General features: G+C 64.5%; 23 protein-coding genes and 1 tRNA gene. 18 read left to right on the top strand and 6 right to left on the bottom strand.

Going from position 1 to position 19,964, the window contains the following annotated elements; all coding sequences use genetic code 11:
- Positions 1 to 65 precede the first annotated feature (65 nt).
- Genes ACTJK4_RS12055 through ACTJK4_RS12015 form a run of 9 tightly spaced genes read left to right on the top strand, consistent with a single transcriptional unit; the run spans position 66 to position 10,554 of the window.
- Complete coding sequence (locus ACTJK4_RS12055; RefSeq protein ID WP_440818009.1) at positions 66 to 1,040, top strand: LysR family transcriptional regulator; 975 nt, start codon at positions 66 to 68, stop codon at positions 1,038 to 1,040.
- Complete coding sequence (locus tag ACTJK4_RS12050; RefSeq protein WP_440818008.1) at positions 1,037 to 2,536, top strand: FAD-dependent oxidoreductase; 1,500 nt, start codon at positions 1,037 to 1,039, stop codon at positions 2,534 to 2,536. Before ACTJK4_RS12055 ends, ACTJK4_RS12050 begins: the two co-directional genes overlap by 4 nt.
- On the top strand, positions 2,533 to 3,516 hold the full coding sequence (locus ACTJK4_RS12045) for an ABC transporter permease (protein WP_232040360.1): 984 nt from the start codon (positions 2,533 to 2,535) through the stop codon (positions 3,514 to 3,516). Before ACTJK4_RS12050 ends, ACTJK4_RS12045 begins: the two co-directional genes overlap by 4 nt.
- On the top strand, positions 3,513 to 4,442 hold the full coding sequence (locus ACTJK4_RS12040) for an ABC transporter permease (RefSeq protein WP_440818007.1): 930 nt from the start codon (positions 3,513 to 3,515) through the stop codon (positions 4,440 to 4,442). Before ACTJK4_RS12045 ends, ACTJK4_RS12040 begins: the two co-directional genes overlap by 4 nt.
- A complete protein-coding gene (locus ACTJK4_RS12035) occupies positions 4,439 to 5,443 on the top strand; it encodes an ABC transporter ATP-binding protein (RefSeq protein ID WP_440818006.1) in 1,005 nt (334 codons plus the stop codon). Before ACTJK4_RS12040 ends, ACTJK4_RS12035 begins: the two co-directional genes overlap by 4 nt.
- Positions 5,440 to 6,441, top strand: a complete 1,002-nt coding sequence (locus tag ACTJK4_RS12030; RefSeq protein WP_343620676.1) for an ABC transporter ATP-binding protein — start codon at positions 5,440 to 5,442, stop codon at positions 6,439 to 6,441. The genes ACTJK4_RS12035 and ACTJK4_RS12030 overlap by 4 nt, the downstream gene beginning before the upstream one ends.
- 53 nt (positions 6,442 to 6,494) lie before the next feature.
- A complete protein-coding gene (locus ACTJK4_RS12025; RefSeq protein ID WP_440818005.1) occupies positions 6,495 to 8,069 on the top strand; it encodes an ABC transporter substrate-binding protein in 1,575 nt (524 codons plus the stop codon).
- 5 nt (positions 8,070 to 8,074) lie between these two features.
- Positions 8,075 to 9,967, top strand: coding sequence for an acyl-CoA thioester hydrolase/BAAT C-terminal domain-containing protein (locus ACTJK4_RS12020; RefSeq protein ID WP_440818004.1), 1,893 nt, complete (start codon positions 8,075 to 8,077; stop codon positions 9,965 to 9,967).
- Complete coding sequence (locus ACTJK4_RS12015; protein WP_440818003.1) at positions 9,964 to 10,554, top strand: peroxidase-related enzyme; 591 nt, start codon at positions 9,964 to 9,966, stop codon at positions 10,552 to 10,554. Before ACTJK4_RS12020 ends, ACTJK4_RS12015 begins: the two co-directional genes overlap by 4 nt.
- A gap of 72 nt (positions 10,555 to 10,626) precedes the next feature.
- On the opposite strand, the gene ACTJK4_RS12010 is transcribed toward ACTJK4_RS12015, so the two are convergent.
- Both ACTJK4_RS12010 and ACTJK4_RS12005 read right to left on the bottom strand, forming a co-directional pair.
- Entirely contained in the window at positions 10,627 to 12,924 is a 2,298-nt protein-coding gene (locus ACTJK4_RS12010; protein ID WP_440818002.1) for a molybdopterin cofactor-binding domain-containing protein, read from the bottom strand.
- Positions 12,921 to 13,388 carry a (2Fe-2S)-binding protein gene (locus ACTJK4_RS12005; protein WP_440818001.1) on the bottom strand — a complete coding sequence of 156 codons (468 nt, stop codon included), beginning with the start codon at positions 13,386 to 13,388 and terminating at the stop codon, positions 12,921 to 12,923. Before ACTJK4_RS12005 ends, ACTJK4_RS12010 begins: the two co-directional genes overlap by 4 nt.
- Before the next feature lie 180 nt (positions 13,389 to 13,568).
- On the opposite strand from ACTJK4_RS12005, the gene ACTJK4_RS12000 reads away from it, so the two are divergent.
- Positions 13,569 to 13,659: transfer RNA gene (locus ACTJK4_RS12000), tRNA-Ser, on the top strand.
- A 300-nt stretch (positions 13,660 to 13,959) separates the two neighbouring features.
- Here ACTJK4_RS12000 and ACTJK4_RS11995 read toward each other — a convergent pair.
- On the bottom strand, positions 13,960 to 14,952 hold the full coding sequence (locus ACTJK4_RS11995; RefSeq protein ID WP_440818000.1) for an acyltransferase family protein: 993 nt from the start codon (positions 14,950 to 14,952) through the stop codon (positions 13,960 to 13,962).
- A gap of 57 nt (positions 14,953 to 15,009) precedes the next feature.
- Positions 15,010 to 15,498, bottom strand: coding sequence for a lipase family protein (locus ACTJK4_RS11990; RefSeq protein ID WP_440817999.1), 489 nt, complete (start codon positions 15,496 to 15,498; stop codon positions 15,010 to 15,012).
- Positions 15,499 to 15,648: 150 nt separating this feature from the next.
- Here ACTJK4_RS11990 and ACTJK4_RS11985 point away from each other — a divergent pair, with 150 nt between their 5' ends.
- Positions 15,649 to 16,050 (top strand): hypothetical protein, encoded by a 402-nt coding sequence (locus tag ACTJK4_RS11985; RefSeq protein ID WP_440817998.1) that lies wholly within the window; start codon positions 15,649 to 15,651, stop codon positions 16,048 to 16,050.
- Here ACTJK4_RS11985 and ACTJK4_RS11980 read toward each other — a convergent pair.
- Both ACTJK4_RS11980 and ACTJK4_RS11975 read right to left on the bottom strand, forming a co-directional pair.
- Positions 16,040 to 16,276 carry a hypothetical protein gene (locus ACTJK4_RS11980; RefSeq protein ID WP_440817997.1) on the bottom strand — a complete coding sequence of 79 codons (237 nt, stop codon included), beginning with the start codon at positions 16,274 to 16,276 and terminating at the stop codon, positions 16,040 to 16,042. The genes ACTJK4_RS11985 and ACTJK4_RS11980 overlap by 11 nt on opposite strands.
- Positions 16,273 to 16,842: a hypothetical protein gene (locus ACTJK4_RS11975; RefSeq protein ID WP_440817996.1), complete on the bottom strand. Its 570-nt coding sequence runs from the start codon at positions 16,840 to 16,842 to the stop codon at positions 16,273 to 16,275. The genes ACTJK4_RS11980 and ACTJK4_RS11975 overlap by 4 nt, the downstream gene beginning before the upstream one ends.
- 222 nt (positions 16,843 to 17,064) lie before the next feature.
- On the opposite strand from ACTJK4_RS11975, the gene ACTJK4_RS11970 reads away from it, so the two are divergent.
- The 7 genes from ACTJK4_RS11970 to ACTJK4_RS11940 all read left to right on the top strand — a co-directional run bounded on the left by ACTJK4_RS11970 (position 17,065) and on the right by ACTJK4_RS11940 (position 19,654).
- A complete protein-coding gene (locus ACTJK4_RS11970; protein ID WP_440817995.1) occupies positions 17,065 to 17,394 on the top strand; it encodes a hypothetical protein in 330 nt (109 codons plus the stop codon).
- 10 nt (positions 17,395 to 17,404) lie between these two features.
- Complete coding sequence (locus ACTJK4_RS11965; protein WP_232040547.1) at positions 17,405 to 17,569, top strand: hypothetical protein; 165 nt, start codon at positions 17,405 to 17,407, stop codon at positions 17,567 to 17,569.
- The gene (locus tag ACTJK4_RS11960) at positions 17,566 to 17,802 is read left to right on the top strand and encodes a hypothetical protein (protein WP_440817994.1); all 237 of its coding nucleotides are present in this window, start codon (positions 17,566 to 17,568) and stop codon (positions 17,800 to 17,802) included. The genes ACTJK4_RS11965 and ACTJK4_RS11960 overlap by 4 nt, the downstream gene beginning before the upstream one ends.
- Positions 17,802 to 18,044, top strand: a complete 243-nt coding sequence (locus ACTJK4_RS11955) for a hypothetical protein (protein WP_440817993.1) — start codon at positions 17,802 to 17,804, stop codon at positions 18,042 to 18,044. The genes ACTJK4_RS11960 and ACTJK4_RS11955 overlap by 1 nt, the downstream gene beginning before the upstream one ends.
- Positions 18,037 to 18,243 (top strand): hypothetical protein, encoded by a 207-nt coding sequence (locus ACTJK4_RS11950; RefSeq protein ID WP_440817992.1) that lies wholly within the window; start codon positions 18,037 to 18,039, stop codon positions 18,241 to 18,243. Before ACTJK4_RS11955 ends, ACTJK4_RS11950 begins: the two co-directional genes overlap by 8 nt.
- An 18-nt stretch (positions 18,244 to 18,261) precedes the next feature.
- Positions 18,262 to 18,462 carry a hypothetical protein gene (locus tag ACTJK4_RS11945; RefSeq protein WP_440817991.1) on the top strand — a complete coding sequence of 67 codons (201 nt, stop codon included), beginning with the start codon at positions 18,262 to 18,264 and terminating at the stop codon, positions 18,460 to 18,462.
- A 319-nt stretch (positions 18,463 to 18,781) separates the two neighbouring features.
- On the top strand, positions 18,782 to 19,654 hold the full coding sequence (locus tag ACTJK4_RS11940; protein WP_433867476.1) for a hypothetical protein: 873 nt from the start codon (positions 18,782 to 18,784) through the stop codon (positions 19,652 to 19,654).
- The last annotated feature ends 310 nt before the right edge of the window (positions 19,655 to 19,964 follow it).

Raw genomic sequence — 19,964 nt, 5'->3', positions numbered from 1 at the left:
GGAACTCGCATACTGCCTCTACCAGAATGCACGAACTACATGCATGACTGGGATCAAACAGGCGGATGGAACTCCGACAACTCGAAGCGTTTGCCGCGGTCATGTCGACCGGCAGCGTCACCGCGGCGGGCAAGCTGCTGGGACGCTCGCAGCCCGCCATCAGCAGGCTCATCCAGGATCTGGAAGCCGAAATCGGCTATGCCCTGTTCACGCGCGCGGGGCCGCGCGTCTCGCCGACGGAGCAAGGTTTCCTACTGTACGAAGACGTTGAGCATACGCTGATCAGCTTACGGCAGATCCGCACGCGTGCCGAAGAAATCGCGCGCGGCGAGGCACGCCCGCTGCGCCTGGCAGCGACGTCCGCGTTGGCGGCCGGCTTGCTGCCCGCGGCCTTGGCCGATGAGCCGGAACTCGCGCAGCGCATCCAGATTCGCAGCGCCTCGCCCGAGCAGGTTGTGCACGCGGTGCTGACCGGTGCCGCCGACCTTGGCCTCAGCAGCCTGCCGCTGGAGCATCGTGGCGTCACCGTGCACTGGATCGGCGAAGCGGCGTGCGTGGCTGCCGTGCAGACACACGACCCGCTCGCCGCCGGCAAGCGCGTCGCATTGGCCGATTGCGCCCGACAGCGCATCATCACCATGCACAACCCCTATCGATTGCGCCGACGCCTGGACCAAGCGCTGGCGAAGGCCGGCGTGGAACCCACCGCGCTCATCGAGACGAACGCCTCGCTGAATGCGCTGACCGCCGTGCGTGCGGGCCTGGGTGTCGCGTTGCTAGAGCCCGTGACGGCGTACGGCGTGCCGATCGACGGCGTGACCGTGCGCCCGATCGACGCCGACATCCCCTTCTTCTTTGGCGTGATCACGCCTGAGGCCAGGCGGCCCTCGGCGGCGGTGACCTCACTGACCGACGCCCTCGCGCGCGCGGCACAGCGCCTGCTGCCGGACTGCAAGCTGCACGATCCGGCACGCCATGCCAGCATGCTGCAGATGGTGTATGGCGAATCCATCAACGAAACCGAAGGCGCGTCCGCATGACCGCTGCTCAACAAGACAACGCGCTGCAAGTCACCGGGCTCGCCGCGCTGGAAGCCCGCTTGCATCAGGACCTCTCGTGGCTTGAACTCCCTGCGAAAACTTGGACGCTGCCACACACGTTAGAGGATCAACCCGCGCTGGACGTGGCCGTCATCGGGGGCGGCATGGCCGGGTTGGCGGCGGCGGCATCGCTCAAGCATCTTGGCATCGGCGTGGTGGTGTTCGACCGCTCGCCTGCCGGCTTCGAAGGCCCCTGGGCGACGACGGCGCGCATGGAAACGCTGCGCTCGCCCAAGCAACTGACGGGCCCTGCGCTCGGCCTGCCGGCGTTGACGTTTCGCGCATGGTTTGAAGCGCAGTTCGGCACCGATGCGTGGGAGGTGCTCGACAAGATTCCACGCCTGCAATGGATGGACTACCTGCGCTGGTACCGCCGCGTGCTGCAACTGGACGTGCGCAACGATCATTACGTGAAGACGATCCTCCCGCGCGTGGATGGCGCCGTTGAATTGCTGATCGACGCGCCGGGCCAACCGACGCAGCGTGTGTTTGCGCGCCGCGTGGTGCTGGCTACCGGCCGTGATGGGTTGGGCGGCCCATCCGTGCCCGACTTTGCGCATCGGCTGCCGCGCCGCTGGTGGGCCCATTCATCTGACGAGATGGACTACGGCGCGCTGGCCGGCAAGCGCGTGGGCGTGATCGGCGCTGGTGCATCCGCGATGGATTCGGCCGCGACGGCACTGGAAGCCGGTGCTGCCAGCGTCGACATGCTGATCCGCCGCCCCGACCTGCCGCGCGTGAACAAGGGCAAGGGCGCCGGTAGCCCAGGCCTCGTGCATGGCCACCTGCATTTGCCCGACGCATGGAAATGGCGCATCCGCCATTACATCAATGTCGAGCAGGTCCCACCGCCGCGCGGCAGCACGCTGCGTGTGTCGCGACATCCGAATGCGCGCTTCAACCTCGGGTGCGGCATCCTGGGTGTGGACGAGTATGACGGCGTGCTGCACGTGGCCACCACCAAAGGCGTATTCCAGTTGGACTTCCTGATCTTCTCGACAGGCTTTCGCACCGATTGGGCGGCCCGGCCCGAATTCAGCGCACTGGCACCGCACATTCGCCAATGGCGCGACCGCTATACGCCGCGCCCCGGCGAGGAAGACGCGGAACTCGCCGATTCGCCCGACCTCGGCCACGCGTTCGAATTTCGCGAGAAAACGCCCGGCACGCTGCCCGGCCTGTCGCGCGTGCATTGCTTCTGCTATCCGGCGTCGGTCACGCACGGCAGCGTCTCGGGCGACATCCCGGCCATCAGCGAAGGCGCGAAACGGCTGGCGCAGGGCATTGCCGGGTTGCTGTACCAGGAAGACATCGACGCCCACTACGCCGCCATTCAGGCGTATGCCGAGCCGGAAATCTTCGGCGATGAATGGACACCTGCCCCACCGCCCGGTGTGGAAGCAAATGCCACTTCCGGCCAGGAGGCTGCACGATGACAGGTTGGCTAATCCGCCGCATCGGCCAGGCGCTGCTGGTCGTGCTGGTGATGACGGTGATCGTCTTCATCGGTCTGCACGCCATCGGCAACCCGGTCGACATCCTGATCGGCCAGGACGTGGACCAGATCGACCGCGCACGCATCATTGCCGAGCTGGGTCTGGACAAGCCGCTGTGGGAGCAGTACCTCGCCTTCCTGAACGGCGCGCTGCACGGCAATCTCGGCAAGAGCTTCGTCTACAACGAGCCAGCCATCCAGCTGATCCTGCAGCGCCTGCCGGCCACGCTGGAGCTGGCGTTTTCTGCGCTGATCATCGCGGTGGTGATCGGTGTGCCGCTGGGGCTGTTCGCCGGGTTGTATCCGCGCCATCCGGTGTCGCGCCTGCTCATGACGGGCAGTGTGGTGGGCTTTTCGCTGCCGACGTTCTGGGTGGGCCTGATGCTGATCATGGCGTTCAGCGTGAGCCTGGGCTGGCTGCCCGCCAGCGGGCGCGGCGAAACGGCACGCCTCTTCGGCATCGAATGGTCGTGGCTAACGGTGGATGGCCTGCGGCACCTTGTGCTGCCGGCGGTCAACCTGTCGCTGTTCAAGCTCTCGCTGGTGCTGCGGCTGACCTCTGCCGGCGTGCGCGAGGTACTGCCGCAGGACTTCGTGAAATTCGCGCGTGCCAAGGGCCTGTCGCCGCTGCGCGTGGTGCTGGCGCACGTGCTGCGCAATACGCTGATCCCGCTGGTGACGGTGCTCGGCCTGGAGCTGGGCTCGACCATCGCCTTTGCGGTGGTGACGGAGAGCATCTTCGCGTGGCCCGGCGCGGGCAAGCTGATTCTCGATAGCATCAACGCGCTGGACCGGCCAGTCATCGTGTCCTACCTCATCGTGGTGGTGTGCCTGTTCGTGTCGCTCAACCTGATCGTCGACATCCTGTATCGGATGCTGGACCCACGCGTGCGTGCGGCCGATAACGCGGAGGCTGCATGATGAATACGACTTCGCAATCCACGACGGCGACGACGGTGTCAGCCCCGCGCAGGCAATCACCCTGGCGGCGCGTGGCGTCGGATTTCCTCGCCTCCAAGGCTGCTATCTTCGGGCTGGTCGTTGTGGTGGTACTGATTCTGGCCGCGCTAGCCGCACCCTGGATCACGCCGCAGAATCCGTACGACCTGATGCAGCTCGACGTGCTCGACTCGCGACTGCCACCCGGGTCGCCTTCCGGCACGGGCACGTTCACGTATTGGCTCGGGACGGATGGCCAGGGGCGTGACTTATATTCCGGCATCCTTTATGGCCTGCGCATCAGCCTGGGTGTGGGGATCGGTTCGGCAGCCGTGGCGGCGGTGATCGGTACGTTGATGGGGCTGATTGCGGCGTATGCCGGCGGCCGCGTCGATAGCCTCATCATGCGCACGGTCGACCTGCTGCTGTCGTTCCCATCCGTGCTGGTGGCGATGATGATCCTCGCCTATCTCGGCAAGAGCATCACGAACGTCGTGCTGACGCTGGTGCTGCTGGAGTGGGCGTATTACGCGCGCACGGTGCGCGGCCAGGCCCTCGTCGAGCGCCGCCGCGAATACGTGGAAGCCGCGCGTTCGCTCGCCCTGCCCGGCTGGCGCATCGCACTCAAGCACATCCTGCCGAACTGCCTGCCGCCGCTGATCGTCGTGGGCACGCTGCAGGTGGCGCGCGCGATCACGCTGGAGGCCACGCTGTCGTTCCTGGGCCTGGGCGTGCCGATTACCGAGCCGTCTCTGGGCCTGCTGATTTCCAACGGATACCAATACATGCTCTCAGGCCAGTACTGGATCAGTTTCTATCCGGGCATCGCGCTGTTGCTGGCGCTGGTGGCCATCAACCTGGTGGGCGACCGCCTGCGTGAAGTGCTGAACCCGAGGACGCAACGATGACGGCGTCCACCAACGCGACCACCCTCGAAGTCCGGAACCTGCGCACGTATTTCTTCACGCGCGAAGGCGTTTTGCCGGCCGTGGACGACGTGTCGTTCTCGCTCGCACGCGGGCGCATCCTCGGGCTGGTGGGCGAGTCGGGCTCAGGCAAGTCCGTCACCGGCTTCTCGATCATGGGCCTGGTGGACCCGCCCGGCCGCGTGGTCGGCGGCGAGATCCTCTACCAAGGGCGCGACCTCACCAAACTGCCGCCGCGTGAATTGCGCAAGCTGCAGGGCAACCGCATCGCCATGGTCTTCCAGGACCCGATGATGACCCTCAACCCCGTGCTGCGCATCGATGCCCAGATGATCGAGGCCGTGCGCGCGCACAGCAGCATGAGCCACAAGCAGGCGCGGGAACATGCGCGCGACACACTCGGCCTGATGGGCATCCCGAGCCCTGAAGAACGGCTGCGGGCGTATCCGCATCAGCTTTCCGGCGGCATGCGCCAGCGCGTGGCGATTGCCATTGCGATGCTGCATCGGCCCGACCTGATCATTGCCGACGAACCGACCACGGCGCTGGACGTGACCATCCAGGCGCAGATCCTGTCCGAAGTGCAGAAGCTCGCGCGCATGCACGGCACGGCGCTGATCTGGATCACGCACGACCTGTCTGTCGTTGCCGGCCTGGCCGACGAAGTGGCCGTGATGTACGCCGGGCGCATCGTCGAACACGGGCCGGTGGATGCCGTGCTCGATGCCCCTCTGCATCCCTACACCATGGGCCTGATCGACAGCCTGCCCAGCGAGAATCGCCGCGGCCAGCGCCTGCGCCAGATTCCCGGCATGACACCGAACCTGCTGTCGCTGCCGGCAGGCTGCGCATTTGCGGCACGCTGCCCGCGCGCCACCGATGTCTGCGGCGCCGCTCCGGAAATCACCCAACCGATACCTGAGCGCCTCGTGCGCTGCTTCCATCCGGGCCCGCAGCACGCGTCCTCGCGGGAGGTCGCATGAGCACACCTCTCGTTGAACTCAAACAGGTCAGCAAACGCTTTGGCGATCGCAAGGTCGGCGCGGCCGATCGCGTTCTGCAGCGCTTTGGCCTGGCGCATCCGCCGGCGATTGTTCGTGCGGTCGACGGTGTCGACCTTGCGATCCAGCCCGGTGAAGTCGTGGGGCTCGTCGGCGAATCGGGCTGCGGCAAGTCCACACTCGGCCGCATTGCTGCGGGCTTGATGCCGCCCTCGGCCGGCGAGGTGCGCGTGGACGGCAAGGCTGTCGACACGCTTTCCGCAGAGGAAGCCCGCGCGGCCCGCCTGAAGATCCAGATGATCTTTCAGGACCCGTACGCGAGCCTCAACCCGCGCCTGCGCGTGGAAGAGATCGTTGGCGAGGCGGCACGCGTGCACGGCCTGACCGACCGCGCCAACTTTGCCGATTACGTGGCTGCGCAGATGCAGCGCGCCGGCCTGGACCCCGCCCTGCGCGACCGCTACCCGCATCAGTTCAGCGGCGGCCAGCGGCAGCGCATCGGCATTGCGCGCGCGCTGGCGGTGCAGCCGTCGATGCTCGTCTGCGACGAGGCTGTGGCAGCGCTGGACGTGTCGATCCAGGCGCAGATCCTGAACCTGTTCATGGACCTGCGCGAGCAGCTCAACCTGACCTACCTGTTCATCAGCCACGACCTTGGCGTGGTGGAGCACCTCTCGGACCGCGTGGTGATCATGTATCTCGGCCGCGTGGTGGAATCGGCGACGGCGGAGGAAGTGTTCCGCCGCCCGAACCATCCTTACACGCAGACATTGCTGGCGGAGATCCCGCGCCTGTCGGCCCGGCACAAGACGTTCACCGCCATTCAGGGTGAGATGCCGAGCCCGCTGCACCCGCCCACCGGCTGCCATTTCCACCCGCGCTGCCCGCACGCCATGCCCCGCTGCAAGACCGAGACACCGACGCTGCGCGGCATTGCGGTCAACCACGTCAGCGCCTGCCACTTGAACGACGCGATCTGAACGATCTGCAATAAGCCAACGATTCCAACAAAAAGGGAAAAAGGGAAATCAACGTGAAACGCCTCCTCGCTTCATCGCTTGCCATTGCCGTGCTGACTGCCGCTGGCGCTGGCGCTGTCAGCGCGCAGACGCTGAACATCGCCTTTGCCGATCCGCTGTCGTCGCTGGACCCTCAGTTGAACAACCACGCTGGCGACCGCTCCGTCGACGTGCATTTCTGGGATCTGCTGGTTGAAAACAAGTGGAACAAGCTGCAGCCGGGCCTGGCGCTGTCGTGGAAGACGCTGGACCCGAAGACCTGGGAAATCAAGCTGCGCCCGAACGTGAAATGGCACGACGGCCAGCCGTTCACCGCGGACGACGTCATCTTCTCGTACCAACGCGCGCGCAGCGTGCCGGGTAGCGTGGCAACGTTCGCCGGCTATCTGCGCACGGTGGAGTCCGTCACGGCCAAAGACCCGCTCACGCTGATCATCAAGACGAACATCCCGAACCCGGACTTGCCGCTGAACCTCGCATCCGTGCACATCGTCAGCAAGCATGTGGGGGAGAAATCGTCGACTGAGGACTACAACGCCGGCCGTGCCGTGGTGGGCACCGGCCCGTACAAGTTCGTCTCGTATGTGCCCGGCGATCGCGTGGTGATGGCGCGCAACGACAACTACTGGGGCGGCAAGCAGCTCTGGGAGAAGGTCAACTACCGCTACATCAACAATGCTGCTGCGCGCACGGCCAACCTGCTCTCAGGCGAAGTGGATGTTATCGACAAGGTGTCGGTGTCTGACCTTGCCCGCCTGCGCCAGTCGCCCAACGTGAAGGTGTTCGCCTATCCGGGCCTGCGCGTGATGCTGCTGCAGCCGAGCTTCCGCAAGGGCGAGAACCAGTACATCACCGGCAACGACGGCAAGCCGCTGCCGAACAATCCGCTGCTGGATGTGCGCGTGCGCCGCGCGCTGTCGCTGGCGATTGACCGCAAGGCGATCGTCGACCGCATCCTGCAAGGCGCCGCCACGGTCGCCAACCAGTGGATGCCGTCAGACACGTACGGCTACAACCCCGACGTGAAGGACATCGCCTACGACCCGGCGCAGGCCAAGAAGCTGCTGGCCGATGCGGGCTTTCCGCAGGGTTTCAACCTCGTGATGCACGTGCCCAACGACCGCTATCCGCAAGGCCCCGAAACAGCGCAGGCGGTGGCGCAGTTCTGGACCCGCATCGGCGTGAAGGCGCGCGTGGAGGTGGTGCCCTGGTCGGTCTACTCCGGCCGCGCCAACAAGAATGAATATGCGATGAGCATGCTGGCGTGGGGCAACGGCACGGGCGAGGCGAGCTACGCGCTGGTCAACGTGCTGGCCACCGTCGACACCAAGAAGGGACTGGGCGCATCCAACTGGGGCCACTACAGCAACCCCGCCGTGGACAACGCGCTGAACGCCTCCACTGAAGAGTTCAACGTTGAAAAGCGCGCGGCCATCCTGCGCCACTCCGTCAAGCTGGTGTCGGATGATGTGGGCGTGATGCCGCTGTACCACTACCAGAACGTGTGGGCCGCCAAGAAGGGCCTGAAGGTGACGCCGATGACGAGCGATCGTACGGCAGCCCAAATGGTCACCAAGGACGGCAAGTAAGCGCCATGGGAACGTTCGCGCTCAGCGTGACGCCGGCGGATGACCTGATCGACGTATCGCGTGGCATCGTCGTGACGGGGCTTGCGCCCGGCGCCCAGGTCGGCATCGTCGCGCAAACGCGTCGCGGCAACGGCGTGCTGTGGCACAGCCGCGCCGCGTTTGTCGCCGACGCGCAAGGCACCGTGGACCTCACGCGCGACGCTCCCGTCTCGGGCGACTACACCGGCGTCAGCGCGATGGGCATCATCTGGAGCCAGCGCCCGGAGGACGGAACAGCGCGCGAGGTATTTCCGCTACCCGCGACAGAGCCGCTAACAACCACGCTCACGGCCACGGCCGAGGGCGAGTCCGTCCATGCGAGCTTCGTCCAACGGCTGGCCGCCCCGGGTGTGACGCGCCACGATGTGCGCGCGCCGGACAACGAAGAGGGCCTGGTCGGCACGCTGTACCTGCCCGACCCGTACGCGCACCCGGGCCCGCGCCCGGCCGTGCTCATCCTCAACGGGTCGGGCGGCGGCACCAACGAACCGCGCGCGGCGCTGTATGCCTCGCACGGTTATGCGGCCTTTGCGCTGGCGTACTTCAAGGCGCCGGGGCTGTCGGACTACATCTCGAATACGCCGCTGGAATATTTCGAGCGCGCGCTCGCCTGGCTGCGCAAACGCGTGGCGCCGCTGCACGATTTCGTTGCCGTGAGCGGCCAGTCGCGCGGGGGTGAACTCGCGTTGCTGCTCGGGGCGACGTTCCCAGAAGCCGTGTCTGCGGTCATCGGCTACGTGCCGGGCGCCGTCGTGCACAGCGGGCAGAACGCCGCAGACCCTGCTGTCGGCCGCGAAGGCCCGACGTGGCTGTATCGCGGTCAGCCGCTACCGCACCTGTGGGAAGGCAACCGCACCGCGACCTGGGCACCGTTTGACGAAGGCCCCGCGCCGCATCGGCATGAACGCGCTATTCGCACGGCGCTGCAGGATGCCGATGCCGTGGCACGCGCGCGCATCCGCATCGAGCGCGCGCGTGGACCGGTGCTGCTGCTCTCCGCCACCGATGACGGCTCGTGGCCCTCGAGCGACTACTCGCGCATGGTGACCACCAAACTGGCCGAGGTACGCCACCCCTACCCCGTCCAGCATTTCGATTACGAAGGCGCGGGGCACGCCATCGTCTTCCCGTACGTGCCGACCACGCAGCTCGTCTATGCGCACCCGGTGTCGGGCCGCATCAGCACCGGCGGCGGCGAGCCCCGCGCCAACGCCCGCGCCGACGCCCAGTCGTGGGCAGCAGTGCTTCGCTTCCTCGCCAGCGCGGTGGCCGCGCGCGGCGCGTCCGTACCCGATTCTCGGAGTCTTTCATCGATGGATTTCACGCCCGCACAAGATGTGGTCGACCAGGTTGCCGGCCTGGACGACGGCAGCGCCACGCAAGCGCTGCGCCATGCCCGCGAAAAGGTCGCCACGGCCACGCAGGGCAGCTACGACGCATTGTTCGACGCAGCCCTGCCCGGCCTGACGTTGGGCGAACGCCTGCTCGTCGCGCTCTATGCCTGCCGGCTGACACCGGCGGCTGAACTGGCCGAACACTACCGCGCACGCCTCGCGAACACGCCGGTCGATGCAGATGTCTTGCAAGCCGTCGACCACGGCAATGTCGACACGCTGGGCGACGCGCGCCTGCACGCCATCCTCACCTTCACGCGCACGCTCGTCGAGCGCCCCATCGAAGGCGACCGCGATGCGCTGTTGCGCTTGCCCGCAGCGAGCCTCGCCACGGCCGACGTCGTGACGCTCGCGCAGCTCATCGCCTTTCTGTCGTATCAGACGCGGCTGGTCGCCGGCTTGCGCGCGCTCCGCGAAGCCGCCGGCAGCGGCAGCGCCACCGCCTCCACGGAGACCGCAGCATGACCGAGATCATCCGCGCCCACGGCTTCACCAACGAATCGCTGGAGTGGCAAGCGTGGCTCGATGTGGTCGACCTCGACCGCGCCACGCCCGAGCAGCTCGCCGTACTGGAAGAAAGCCACCCAAAGGCGAAAACGTCCGATTACTACCGTTTTCTCGTTCATCAGCCAGAGATCCTGCGTCAGCGCTCGGCGGCGTTCAACGCGATCATGTATGCGCCAGGTGGCCTCTCGCGGGCGGAACGCGAACTCGCCAGCGCCGTGGTGTCGCGCGTGAACGGCTGCGTGTATTGCGCGTCTGTCCACGCGCAGCGCTTCGAGCAGCTTGCCAAGCGCAACGATGTGATCAAGCAGGTTTTTGAAGACCCGCACATCGCAGGCACCAATGCGCGTGAGCGTGCCATCGTGCTGTTCTCGATCGACCTGACACTGCGCCAGGGCGATGTGCACGGCGAAGACCTGCAGCCGCTCAAGGCCGCTGGCCTGACGGACGCGGAGATCCTCGACCTGATACACGCGGTGGCCATCTTTGCGTGGGCGAATCGCCTGATGCTGAATCTGGGCGAACCCGTGTTTCCGGACGCGGCCTGAACCCGGCAGAATTGCTCCAAAGAAAAAGCCGCAGGCGCAAACCTGCGGCTTTTTCGTTTCAACACTGCAGCATCACACCATCGGCAACTGCCTCACCGGCTTGCCGGTCAACTGCGCCACGGCATGGGCCACGGCCGGAGCGATTGGCGGCACACCCACCTCGCCCATCCCGCTGGGCTCCGCGGTGCTCGGCACGATGTGCGTTTCGATGACAGGCGTCTCGGCCATCTTGAGCGCCGCATAGTCCGGAAAATTCGACTGCACGACCTGCCCGTTCTTGATATCGATCCGGCCATACAGCGCTGCCGTCAGGCCAAAAATGACCGCGCTTTCCATCTGCTGCGCAACGATGCCGGGATTGACCACCGTGCCGCAATCCACCGCGCAGACGACGCGATGCACACGCGGTCTGCCGTCCTTCATCGACACCTCCACGACCTGCGCGACCACGGAGCCGAAGCTCGGGTGCAAGGCAATGCCGCGTGCACGTGGCGCGCCGTCGGCGGCCGGTGCCAGCGGCTGCCCCCAACCGGCCGCCTGCGCTGCCGTGTCCAACACCTTCAACTCACGCGGATGGGCCTTCAGCAAGTCACGCCGCATCGCCAACGGGTCAAGCTTGGCTGCCGCCGCCACGTCGTTGAGAAAGCCCTCCATGAAGAACCCGTTGTACGAGTGCCCCACGCTGCGCCAGAACCCCACGGGAACCGGCAGATCGACTGCCAGGTGCGCAATGTGCTCGTGCTCGATTTCGTACGGCAGATCGAACAGGCCTTCGGCGGTGTAGCGGTCGATACCCACCGACGGCGCGCCGAACAGGCGATCCAGCTCACCCGCCAGAATCGATTGTCCGGCGCTGCGCGACGCAATCGCCGTGACCTTGCCGTTCTCGACACGCGCCTTGAGCCGTGCGATGGTCTGCGGGCGATAAAAGTCGTGGCGAACGTCCTCTTCACGCGACCAGATGACCTGCACGGGCTTGCCTTCGGTCTTTGTGGCGATGGTCACGGCCTGGCCGATGAAGTCCGATTCCAGCCGTCGCCCGAAACCGCCGCCGATGAGGGGGATATCGATATGAACCTTGTCGCCGCTGACACCCGCCGCGCGCGCCGCCACCAGTTGCGCCAGCGTGGCGACCTGCGTGGGCGCCCAAAGATGCACGCCGTCCGCCGTTACCTGCGCGGTGCAGTTGATCGGCTCCATCGTCGTGTGCGCGAGATACGGCGCGGTGTACTCCGCTTCGACGATGGTGGCGCCATCGGCCTTGTCAAAGGCTTTCAGGCCATCGCCCATCGAGCGGTACGTGAAGCCGCCCTTGTCGCTGTCGAGCGCGCTGACAAGCTGCTGCCGAATGCCAGCGGAATCGAGCTTGGCATGCGGGCCGTTGTCCCACACGGGTTCCAGCGTTGCCAGCGCCTGACGCGCCTGCCAATAGTGATCTGCCACCACTGCCACGCCAGGTGCGCCGCCGGCGGTGCCCTCGAACGGCACCACGTAACGCACGCCCGGCATGCCAAGCGCGGCCTTCGATTGGAATGTCTTGAGCTTGCCGCCAAACACCGGGCACATCACCACCGCGGCATACAGCATGCCGGGCAAACGCGTGTCGATGGAGAAACGCGCGCTGCCATCTGTCTTGGCCGCGAGATCGTTACGCGGCGCCGGCTTGCCGATCAACTGGTATTGCGAAGCCGGCTTGAGCGTGACATTGGACGGCGCAGAAATACCGCGCGCCGACTTGGCCATGCCGCCAAACGTGGACTGCTTGCCGCCGGGGCCGATCAACTGGCCTTCACGAATACTGACTTGCGCAGCCGGCACGTTCCATGCGCGCGCCGCCGCTTCCACCAGCGCTGCGCGCGCCGTAGCGGCGGCCTCCCGCACGGGCTGCCAGCCATCGGCGGTGCTGCTGCTGCCGCCGGTGATGATGAGGCCGATCTCGCGCGCACTCTTGGCCATGATCCAATGCAGTGCGCGTGCCCAGGTCTTGTCGGCGCTATCGGGGTGCAGCGGCAGCGAGCTGTCGCCCATGGCGACGACGTTGCCGTAGATGCGCTCCACGGGCGAGCTTTCGATGCTCACGCGCGAGAGCGGAATGTCCAGCTCTTCTGCCGCCAGCATCGAGAGCGCGGTGTGGATGCCCTGCCCCATCTCCACACGCGGCATCGCGAGCACGACATTGCCTTCGGGGGTGATCTTGATCCAGCCGTTCAGCGCAATCTCGCCGTTGTGCTCGGGGAAGACGCCCGGATCGCCCACGCGGCTGCGCGGCGGCATGACGCCCCAACCCACCACCAGTGCGCCACCAATGCCAAGCGCGCCGAGCAGGAAACGGCGGCGTCCGCTACGCGGTTTCGTTGTCTTCGCGTTCATGCGCTGGCCTCCCGCAACGCCTTGGCGGCGCGCTTGATGGCGGCGCGCATGCGCGGATATGTGCCGCAGCGGCAGATGTTGGTCATGGCCGCGTCGATGTCGGCATCGCTCGGATCGGGGTGTTGGGCAAGCAAGTCCGCCGCGGCCATCAGCATGCCGGATTGGCAGTAGCCGCACTGGGGCACCTGCTCATCTATCCAGGCTTGTTGCAAGGCGTGGCGTTTGCCCTCGGCGCCGGCAAGTCCCTCAATGGTAGTGATGTGCTTGCCGGCGACAGCCGCGACCGGCAGCACGCAGGACCGCACGGCCGTGCCGTCCACGTGCACCGTGCAGGCGCCGCATGCCGCAACGCCGCAGCCGAACTTCGTACCGGTCAGGTTCAGGTGGTCACGCAGCACCCACAACAGGGGCGTGGCCGGGTCGCAATCAACGCTGACCGGCTTGTGGTTGACGTCCAAATCCATGGGGCGGTGGTCTCCTTGGCTTTTGTGATTTTTTTGCTGGCCAAGCGTACGTTCAAACGGCTGAGGTCAGCAATAGTGGACACCCTCGGTCGCTCGCCACGCGAAGAACCGACAACCTGGCCCTGACCAAGGCCGGAGGGGTTGGCTAGCTCGCCCGGTGTGCTACAATCGCGGGCTTCCGGAGAGATGGATGAGTGGTTTAAGTCGCACGCCTGGAAAGCGTGTATAGGTTAATAGCCTATCGGGGGTTCGAATCCCCCTCTCTCCGCCAAGTACTTATAAGGCTCTGCAGGCAGCCAAGCGCAATGCTTGGGTCATAGATTGCCTGCTGGGTCATTGCAACGGCTGCACTGACACGCCGTTGCCACTTTCTTCCCCTAGTCGACCCCCGGCTCGCGCTCGTACTTTTCGCACGGATAGCTGCTGTCCCGCTGGCCTCCGCCAGAAATCTCTGAGGGTTGGTACCGCTGCCGGGCCCCGAGCAACCTTGCGACTATGGACGAGATTTTGCGCGACAACGGGATGCCGCATTTTGAGCATCGGGCGGCAAACTAAGAATCTCTCTAGTCGCTTAGGCAGCCGCAGCAGCACCAGCAGCAGCTTGTCTGCGCAACTTGTGACGCAGCCTGATCACCGGGCACTCAATCGCGTAGAAGGAAATGGCGGCAAAGACGTTCGTGGCGATCAGCATGAACACCATGAACTCGGCGCTCTGGAACTTGAGCTTGAAGAATTCGGCAACCCACATCAGAAAGAAGTGGTTCAAGTAAATGCCGTAACTCAGGTTACCCAGGAAGGCGTCCACCTTTCCTGTTCTCAGGGAGGTGAGCCAGTACACAAGCGGGATTCCGATTAGCACACCAATCAGCACCTCAGAATTCTCTGGCCAGCCAAGCTGCGGGAAGAATCTGCTGCCCACGAACAGCACAGCACACACGACCATCCCCCCCCCGAGGGCAATGCGTCGCTCACTGGCGGTACCGCTGAACATGTAGCTGCCGCACAAGAAAATGAACAACGTACCCGGCAACAATCGGTAGCTCCAGGTGTTGGTCGGAATCATCCCAGTGCATGCGAGGATGAACACAACCATGGACAAGGCAAACGTCAGGCCGCGCGCCCGAAACGCCAGGATGAACGGCAGCACCATATAGAACGTCAACTCCAAGCCAAGCGACCATCCTTGCGGCATGATCAGCCACTTGTCCGGCCTCACGTACATGTAGAAGCCCATCGGTAGCATCAAATAATTGAGCACGATGTACTTCAGCTCAAGGCCTAGCTCCGGCGGCAACGCGTATGTCGGCACGAAGAACTGCATCAGAGTGCTTGTCAGCGCCAGATAGAAAAGAAACTGCGGGAAAAGGCGCATTACCCGGTCGAGGAGGAATGCAGGCATCCGCTCGACGGTTGGGTAGCTCTTCTGTATCAGGGCAGTCATTACGAAGCCACTGATCAGGAAGAAAATGACTACAGCCGACACACCTTGGATGAAGCGACCGATGTTAAAACCCGTGTGCGTGAGCACCACGAGGAGCGCGAGAACGTAACGAAGGGTGCCCATGCCGCCATTCCTTGCCTAGAAAGTGGCTGCAATGATAATCGGCTCGGCCCCTTTCGGCTACGAAAGCGCCTGGATAACTCGGGTCAGCTTGTGATCTTCGACGTTGGGCACCGGCCATGCCGCGCGCCCAATCTCGATCACCGGCGCGGGATGCTGCCACGGGCGCAGCAGGCGCGGCACCAGTGGGACAACATCCTGGCCATTGAGGTACAGGTTGACCTGCACGCCGTGCGCGGTAAGCAGCGCCGCAAGCGTGTCGTCGGCGCTCATGCGGGGAGGCTCGAATCCGTACACGGCGCGCGGCGGCCGGCCCGCTTTGTACAGTGCGGCAGCGAACAGAATCGCCAGAGCAGCGCCCTCGCTGTGCCCCACCGTCACGGCTGGCGGGGGTAGCGCGAGCAGTTGCGCGCTGATGGTGCTGAACGCCTTCCAAAATCCGCGGTGCAATGCACCGAAGCCGTCAACATGCATCGCATCGGCATCTAGGTCCGCTAGCCAGCATGCGAGGTTGTCGGAGCCCGGAAAGGCGACCGCGTCGCCCTCCACAATCGCGCGCGCAGCGCTGGCCGCTGCACCAATCTGCGGCTGCAGTTGGTAGGCCCGCTGCGCAAGCCTGGCTTAGTCCTGCGGTGTCATTTCACCGCTGGCGCAGACGCAGCAGGGGCCGGCACAGACCACGTGGCAGCCGGCGCCAGCTTGATCGCAATATTGAAAGCCCGTACGCCGGTATCGATCGCCGCATCGGCCGCGTTCTTCTTGTCCTGCGGCAGCGAGGATGCACCGATAACCTGTTTGACCAGTGGTAGCGTGGCATTCACAATGCGATTGCAGGCTTGTATCCGTCACGGTGGCGCCAACCTTACAAACCTTATTGATGGCCGGCTCAATGTCTTTGGTGAGCGTATCGGCAGCGCCCCCTGTGAAGACGTTGTCGGCCTTCAGGATGGCGATCTCGCCCTGGGCGCCGCCGCAGGCGATCGCAACTTGCTGATCGAACGTCAGTTGCGGCGCGCTGGCGCACGCGGCGAGAACGGTCGCGGCGATGCCTGCCGCAAGCAGCATGATGCAACGCTTGATGGTGGAACCTCTAGGGATTGAACTGCAGGAGGAAAGGCGGAATTACTGACCGGCCGTCGGAGTCGATGCCAGGGCGGCGGGCCGGCGCAGATGTGGGCTGCGCGGCGGGTGCTTGAGCACTGATCTGCTGCACGGCACTCGACACGTAGGCGACAAAGCCTGGAATCAGCGCGGGGTTTTGCACGGCGGCAAAACCGTAGCCAGCGATGGCCAGCGCGCCAAGCAGGTATTTCAGCTTGCGATTCATGATTGCTCCGGGTTAGTGACCTCATCCGGCGTGAACACGAAGCCCACCTTGCGCGGGTACGCCTGAAAGATGTAGGTCGGGAAACTGCGGTGGTGGATGCCGTGCGTCGGCGAGCGGTGGAACTTCATCGCGACAGGCAGCATGTTCTGCATGGAGTCGACGAACAGCTCAGGCCGCGCCGGATCGAATGCCTTCCAGTCGAAGCCGCGTAGCTCAGCGAGCTTGCAGATCAGCCAAACCAGCGACTGCTTAGCCGGAAAGGTCTTGCCGGTCGGTTGATCGGTATGCGGATCCAGCACCGGCAATTCGGTAACCGTGCCGAGCGCGACACCGCGCACCTTTTCCCCGTCAACAGCGTCCGAGTCAGCCCACTCGCAAAAGAGGTGGTGATACTCAGGATCTGGCTGCCCGCTGATGGCGCAAACCAGCCCAGCATTGTGCCCTTCCGCTTTTGCGTGGCGGAACGTAGGGGACTCAGTGCGCTGGACGTGGTCCGGGTAGTACTCGGCTTCGACGATGGTCTCAGTGACCAGATGCTCACCGTGTGGGGCTGTATTGACGGCCATTTGGCCCTCCAGAAAAGCAAAAGCCCCGCGCTGGGCGGGGCTGCGATGGCAAATTGCGAAATTGCGCAAATCCGCAAACCGATGGTTTTAGGATGGGTCAGGCGTGCAGCGCGGCCTTCGCCCGCTTCCAGAGCGCTCGGCGATCGGTGATGCCGTTCGTACCGCCGTTGATGGCTCGGGTCGGCGAGGATCACCGTGTTCAGGTCGATCATATCGCCATACATGGCGATCGAGAGCGAATACTGCTCCACCGTCCAGGTCGACGGCGAGAGACCGTTGTCGAGGTTGGTGTTGGCGGACGGCGTGCTCGACGTGCTGGAAGGCCGCCTAGTGCCGCAAGAGACCGGCCGCATGACCGTGCCGCAGCGGCTGGCAGCGCTGCGCTATCGTGGCACCCTGGCCAAAGAACTTGCCAACGCCCGCACGGCTTCGCTCGCGGTGGAGCTGTACGCCAACCTACAGCACGTCTCCCGGCTGCTGGGCATGCAAACGCAGCCCATTGGCGTACTCGCGCCGGTAGCGCGCCAGAACAGCCTGCAGGGCATTGCTTGAGGGGGCCGGCATGAAAACCTACCTCGTCCGCGTTGCCGCCGGCGGTCGTCGGCTGTCGTTCCACACCATCGCCGCATCCAGCACCGATGCGCTCATGGCCGTGATGCGCACGGCTGAAGCGCTCGGCCTGGCCGCACGCGCCGGCTCGGCTCGCCTGGTCGGGAGGCCCGCATGAACGTCCTGCAGCTCGTTGCCATGTTCGCCACCCTGGCCGTGCAGGCCGCTGCCGTGGGCTTCCTCTTCGCCTGGCGCAGCAAGAACGACCCGACCGTCAACGGCTATACCGCGCAGCCGAATCCCTTCAACGGGCTTGCGCGTGTGCTGTTGTGGGTGGCCGTGGTGTGCATCGGCGGCGCGTTTGTCGTCACGGGCCTGATGGCCTACGGCGTTTTGACGGAGGCCGCATAATGCTCGCCTTGGTCAATCTCTGGATGCTGCTGACGGCTTTCGTTTCCGTGGCGCTGCTCAACTACAGCCCGCGCACGCAGCGCTGGGGCGCCGTGGTCGGGCTGCTCGGCCAGCCAGTGTGGCTGTACCTGACGCACGTCACGGGCGAGGCCGGCATGTTCACCGCGTCGGTGTTCTTTGTCGTCTGCTACGGGCGCGGCGTGTGGCTCGGCTTCTTCTGCAGGAGCGCCCGCCATGCCTGAGCCGGTCGTGACCGATATGGACGTGCGCCGGATGCACCGCTTCCTGCGCCTGACCACCCCATACGACGCCATGTCGCCGCTGCTGCGTACCGCTGTCACCGCCGCCGCAAAGGCGATGGCAACGGTGCGCGAGCGCCGCCGCGCCAACCGATCCACCGTCGACCTCAAACGCCGCGCCGCCGGCGATGTCGACGACTGACCCATCCCCCTGATCGCAATGAACCTCGACCTCTCCTCCGCCCTTGCGTCGCGCCTGGTGCACGACTACGGCTTCAAGGAACGATCGAACAAGCTGGAGAACGGCACGTGTCCCTCGTGCGGCAAGCGCTCGCTGTGGGCCTTTGCAGATGCGCCCTGGGTCGTGCGCTGCAATCGGCTGAAGAACTGCGCGGCTAAGCGGGTGGAAGCCGCAGATTGATGGAACGGGATGGTCGGTTGGCCGTGTCGTTCATAGTCTGAACGACAATGGCTTTACAACAGCGGTGGAGTTGGAGATTAAGCCGAATGAGTCTGCCACGTGAGAAACAATACCAAGTCGGCCCCAGTCGACGCCGCTTGCGCATTTTGGGTATTACCAACTGGAAGTGCAGAACAGGTCGTCGAGAAGCATTGTCGAGTAATATCCCGCGAAGCTCATTTGTAAGTGGCGTACTCGTTACCTACGTCAGTCTTTCGCCAGTCCGGTTTGTTAATACACAGTCCCGGGACCATCAATGCTTCGTGCACCTCATCAGAAAATGCGACTCCGCTTCTTTCATAGTTCGTGCGCCCTGCTGGCGCTGTTACTTTCGCTCTCGGTTTGCGCACAATCGAACCCGACGCTAGCCGCCCTCGACAAACACCAGTTCAAGCAACTCGACGACAGCCTGAACGGTTTGCAGGCGCGCTTCGAGGCCGGCAAGGCAACCGAAATCGAGCTTCGCAATGCCTTCCGGCCGTTCTATAAGCTCACGCCCTCGCAGGAGGCCGCAGCACGCGAATGGGTTCGTACTTCACCGAATTCGTATTCCGCGCATCTGGGGCTCGGGGTGTTTCTGCGATTCCAATCAGGGGTCGCCCGTGGCAATGAATTCATCGGCCAGACGTCCCCGGAAAAGATTGCCCGCATGCGTGCGCTCCATGACGAAGCCCGCCCCGAATTGGAACGGGCATTGGAATTGACCCCCAAACCGTATCTCGCAGCCTTCCATCTTCTCGCCATTACCCAACAAGAGGGGGATAGTGCGGGATCCCTGCGACTGGTCCGCATAGCGAATAAGGCACTCCCTTCCAATCATCTGGCACGAGGTCGCTACATCGCGACGCTGACACCTCGTTGGGGTGGCTCCTATCCCGAGATGCAGGCCTTCATTGCGCAATCGAAGCGCGAGGGGTTGGATGCCATTGGGCTGAAGGAATTAGAGGCCATCATGTACGACGACATGGGGCACTCCGCGATGGACAAGGGGGATTCCAACGCTGCCTATTCATCTTTCTACAAGGCCTTGGAGCTGGACAAGCAAATTGCTGGCACGTTCAGACAAGAGTTCCTGCGCACTTCGGACTACTACGTCTGCACGGTTTCGCACGATGCGCGGTACTGCAGTAACTCAGCGCAGCGAAGCCAATAGCCGATATTGGCATTGCGTCGATGATCTGCGGCTGCGCCTTGAAGAAAGGCGCTACTCCATCAGACCTGTAGAACCCACATGCGCAGCCTACTCGTGCTTGCAGGTGCCTGCCCCATCACGGGCGGGCCGACCGCGGCCCGGCGCACATCAAGCCGGAAGACTTGGACGCGTGGCTGAATCCCGACTCGCGCACCTTGAGGCTATGACCGCGATCCTGCGCGACAACAAGATGCCGCATTGTGAGCATCGGGCGGCTGGGTAAGAAGCGCGAGAACGGATAGAATCGCGCAACTCTTACTCGGCGATCCAT

Origin of the sequence: Ralstonia sp. 22111 (assembly GCF_052045895.1) — a bacterium.
Classification (GTDB): Bacteria; Pseudomonadota; Gammaproteobacteria; order Burkholderiales; family Burkholderiaceae; genus Ralstonia; species Ralstonia wenshanensis.
Note: the sequence above shows the minus strand (reverse complement) of the source record. Positions and strands in the feature narration are given on the sequence as shown.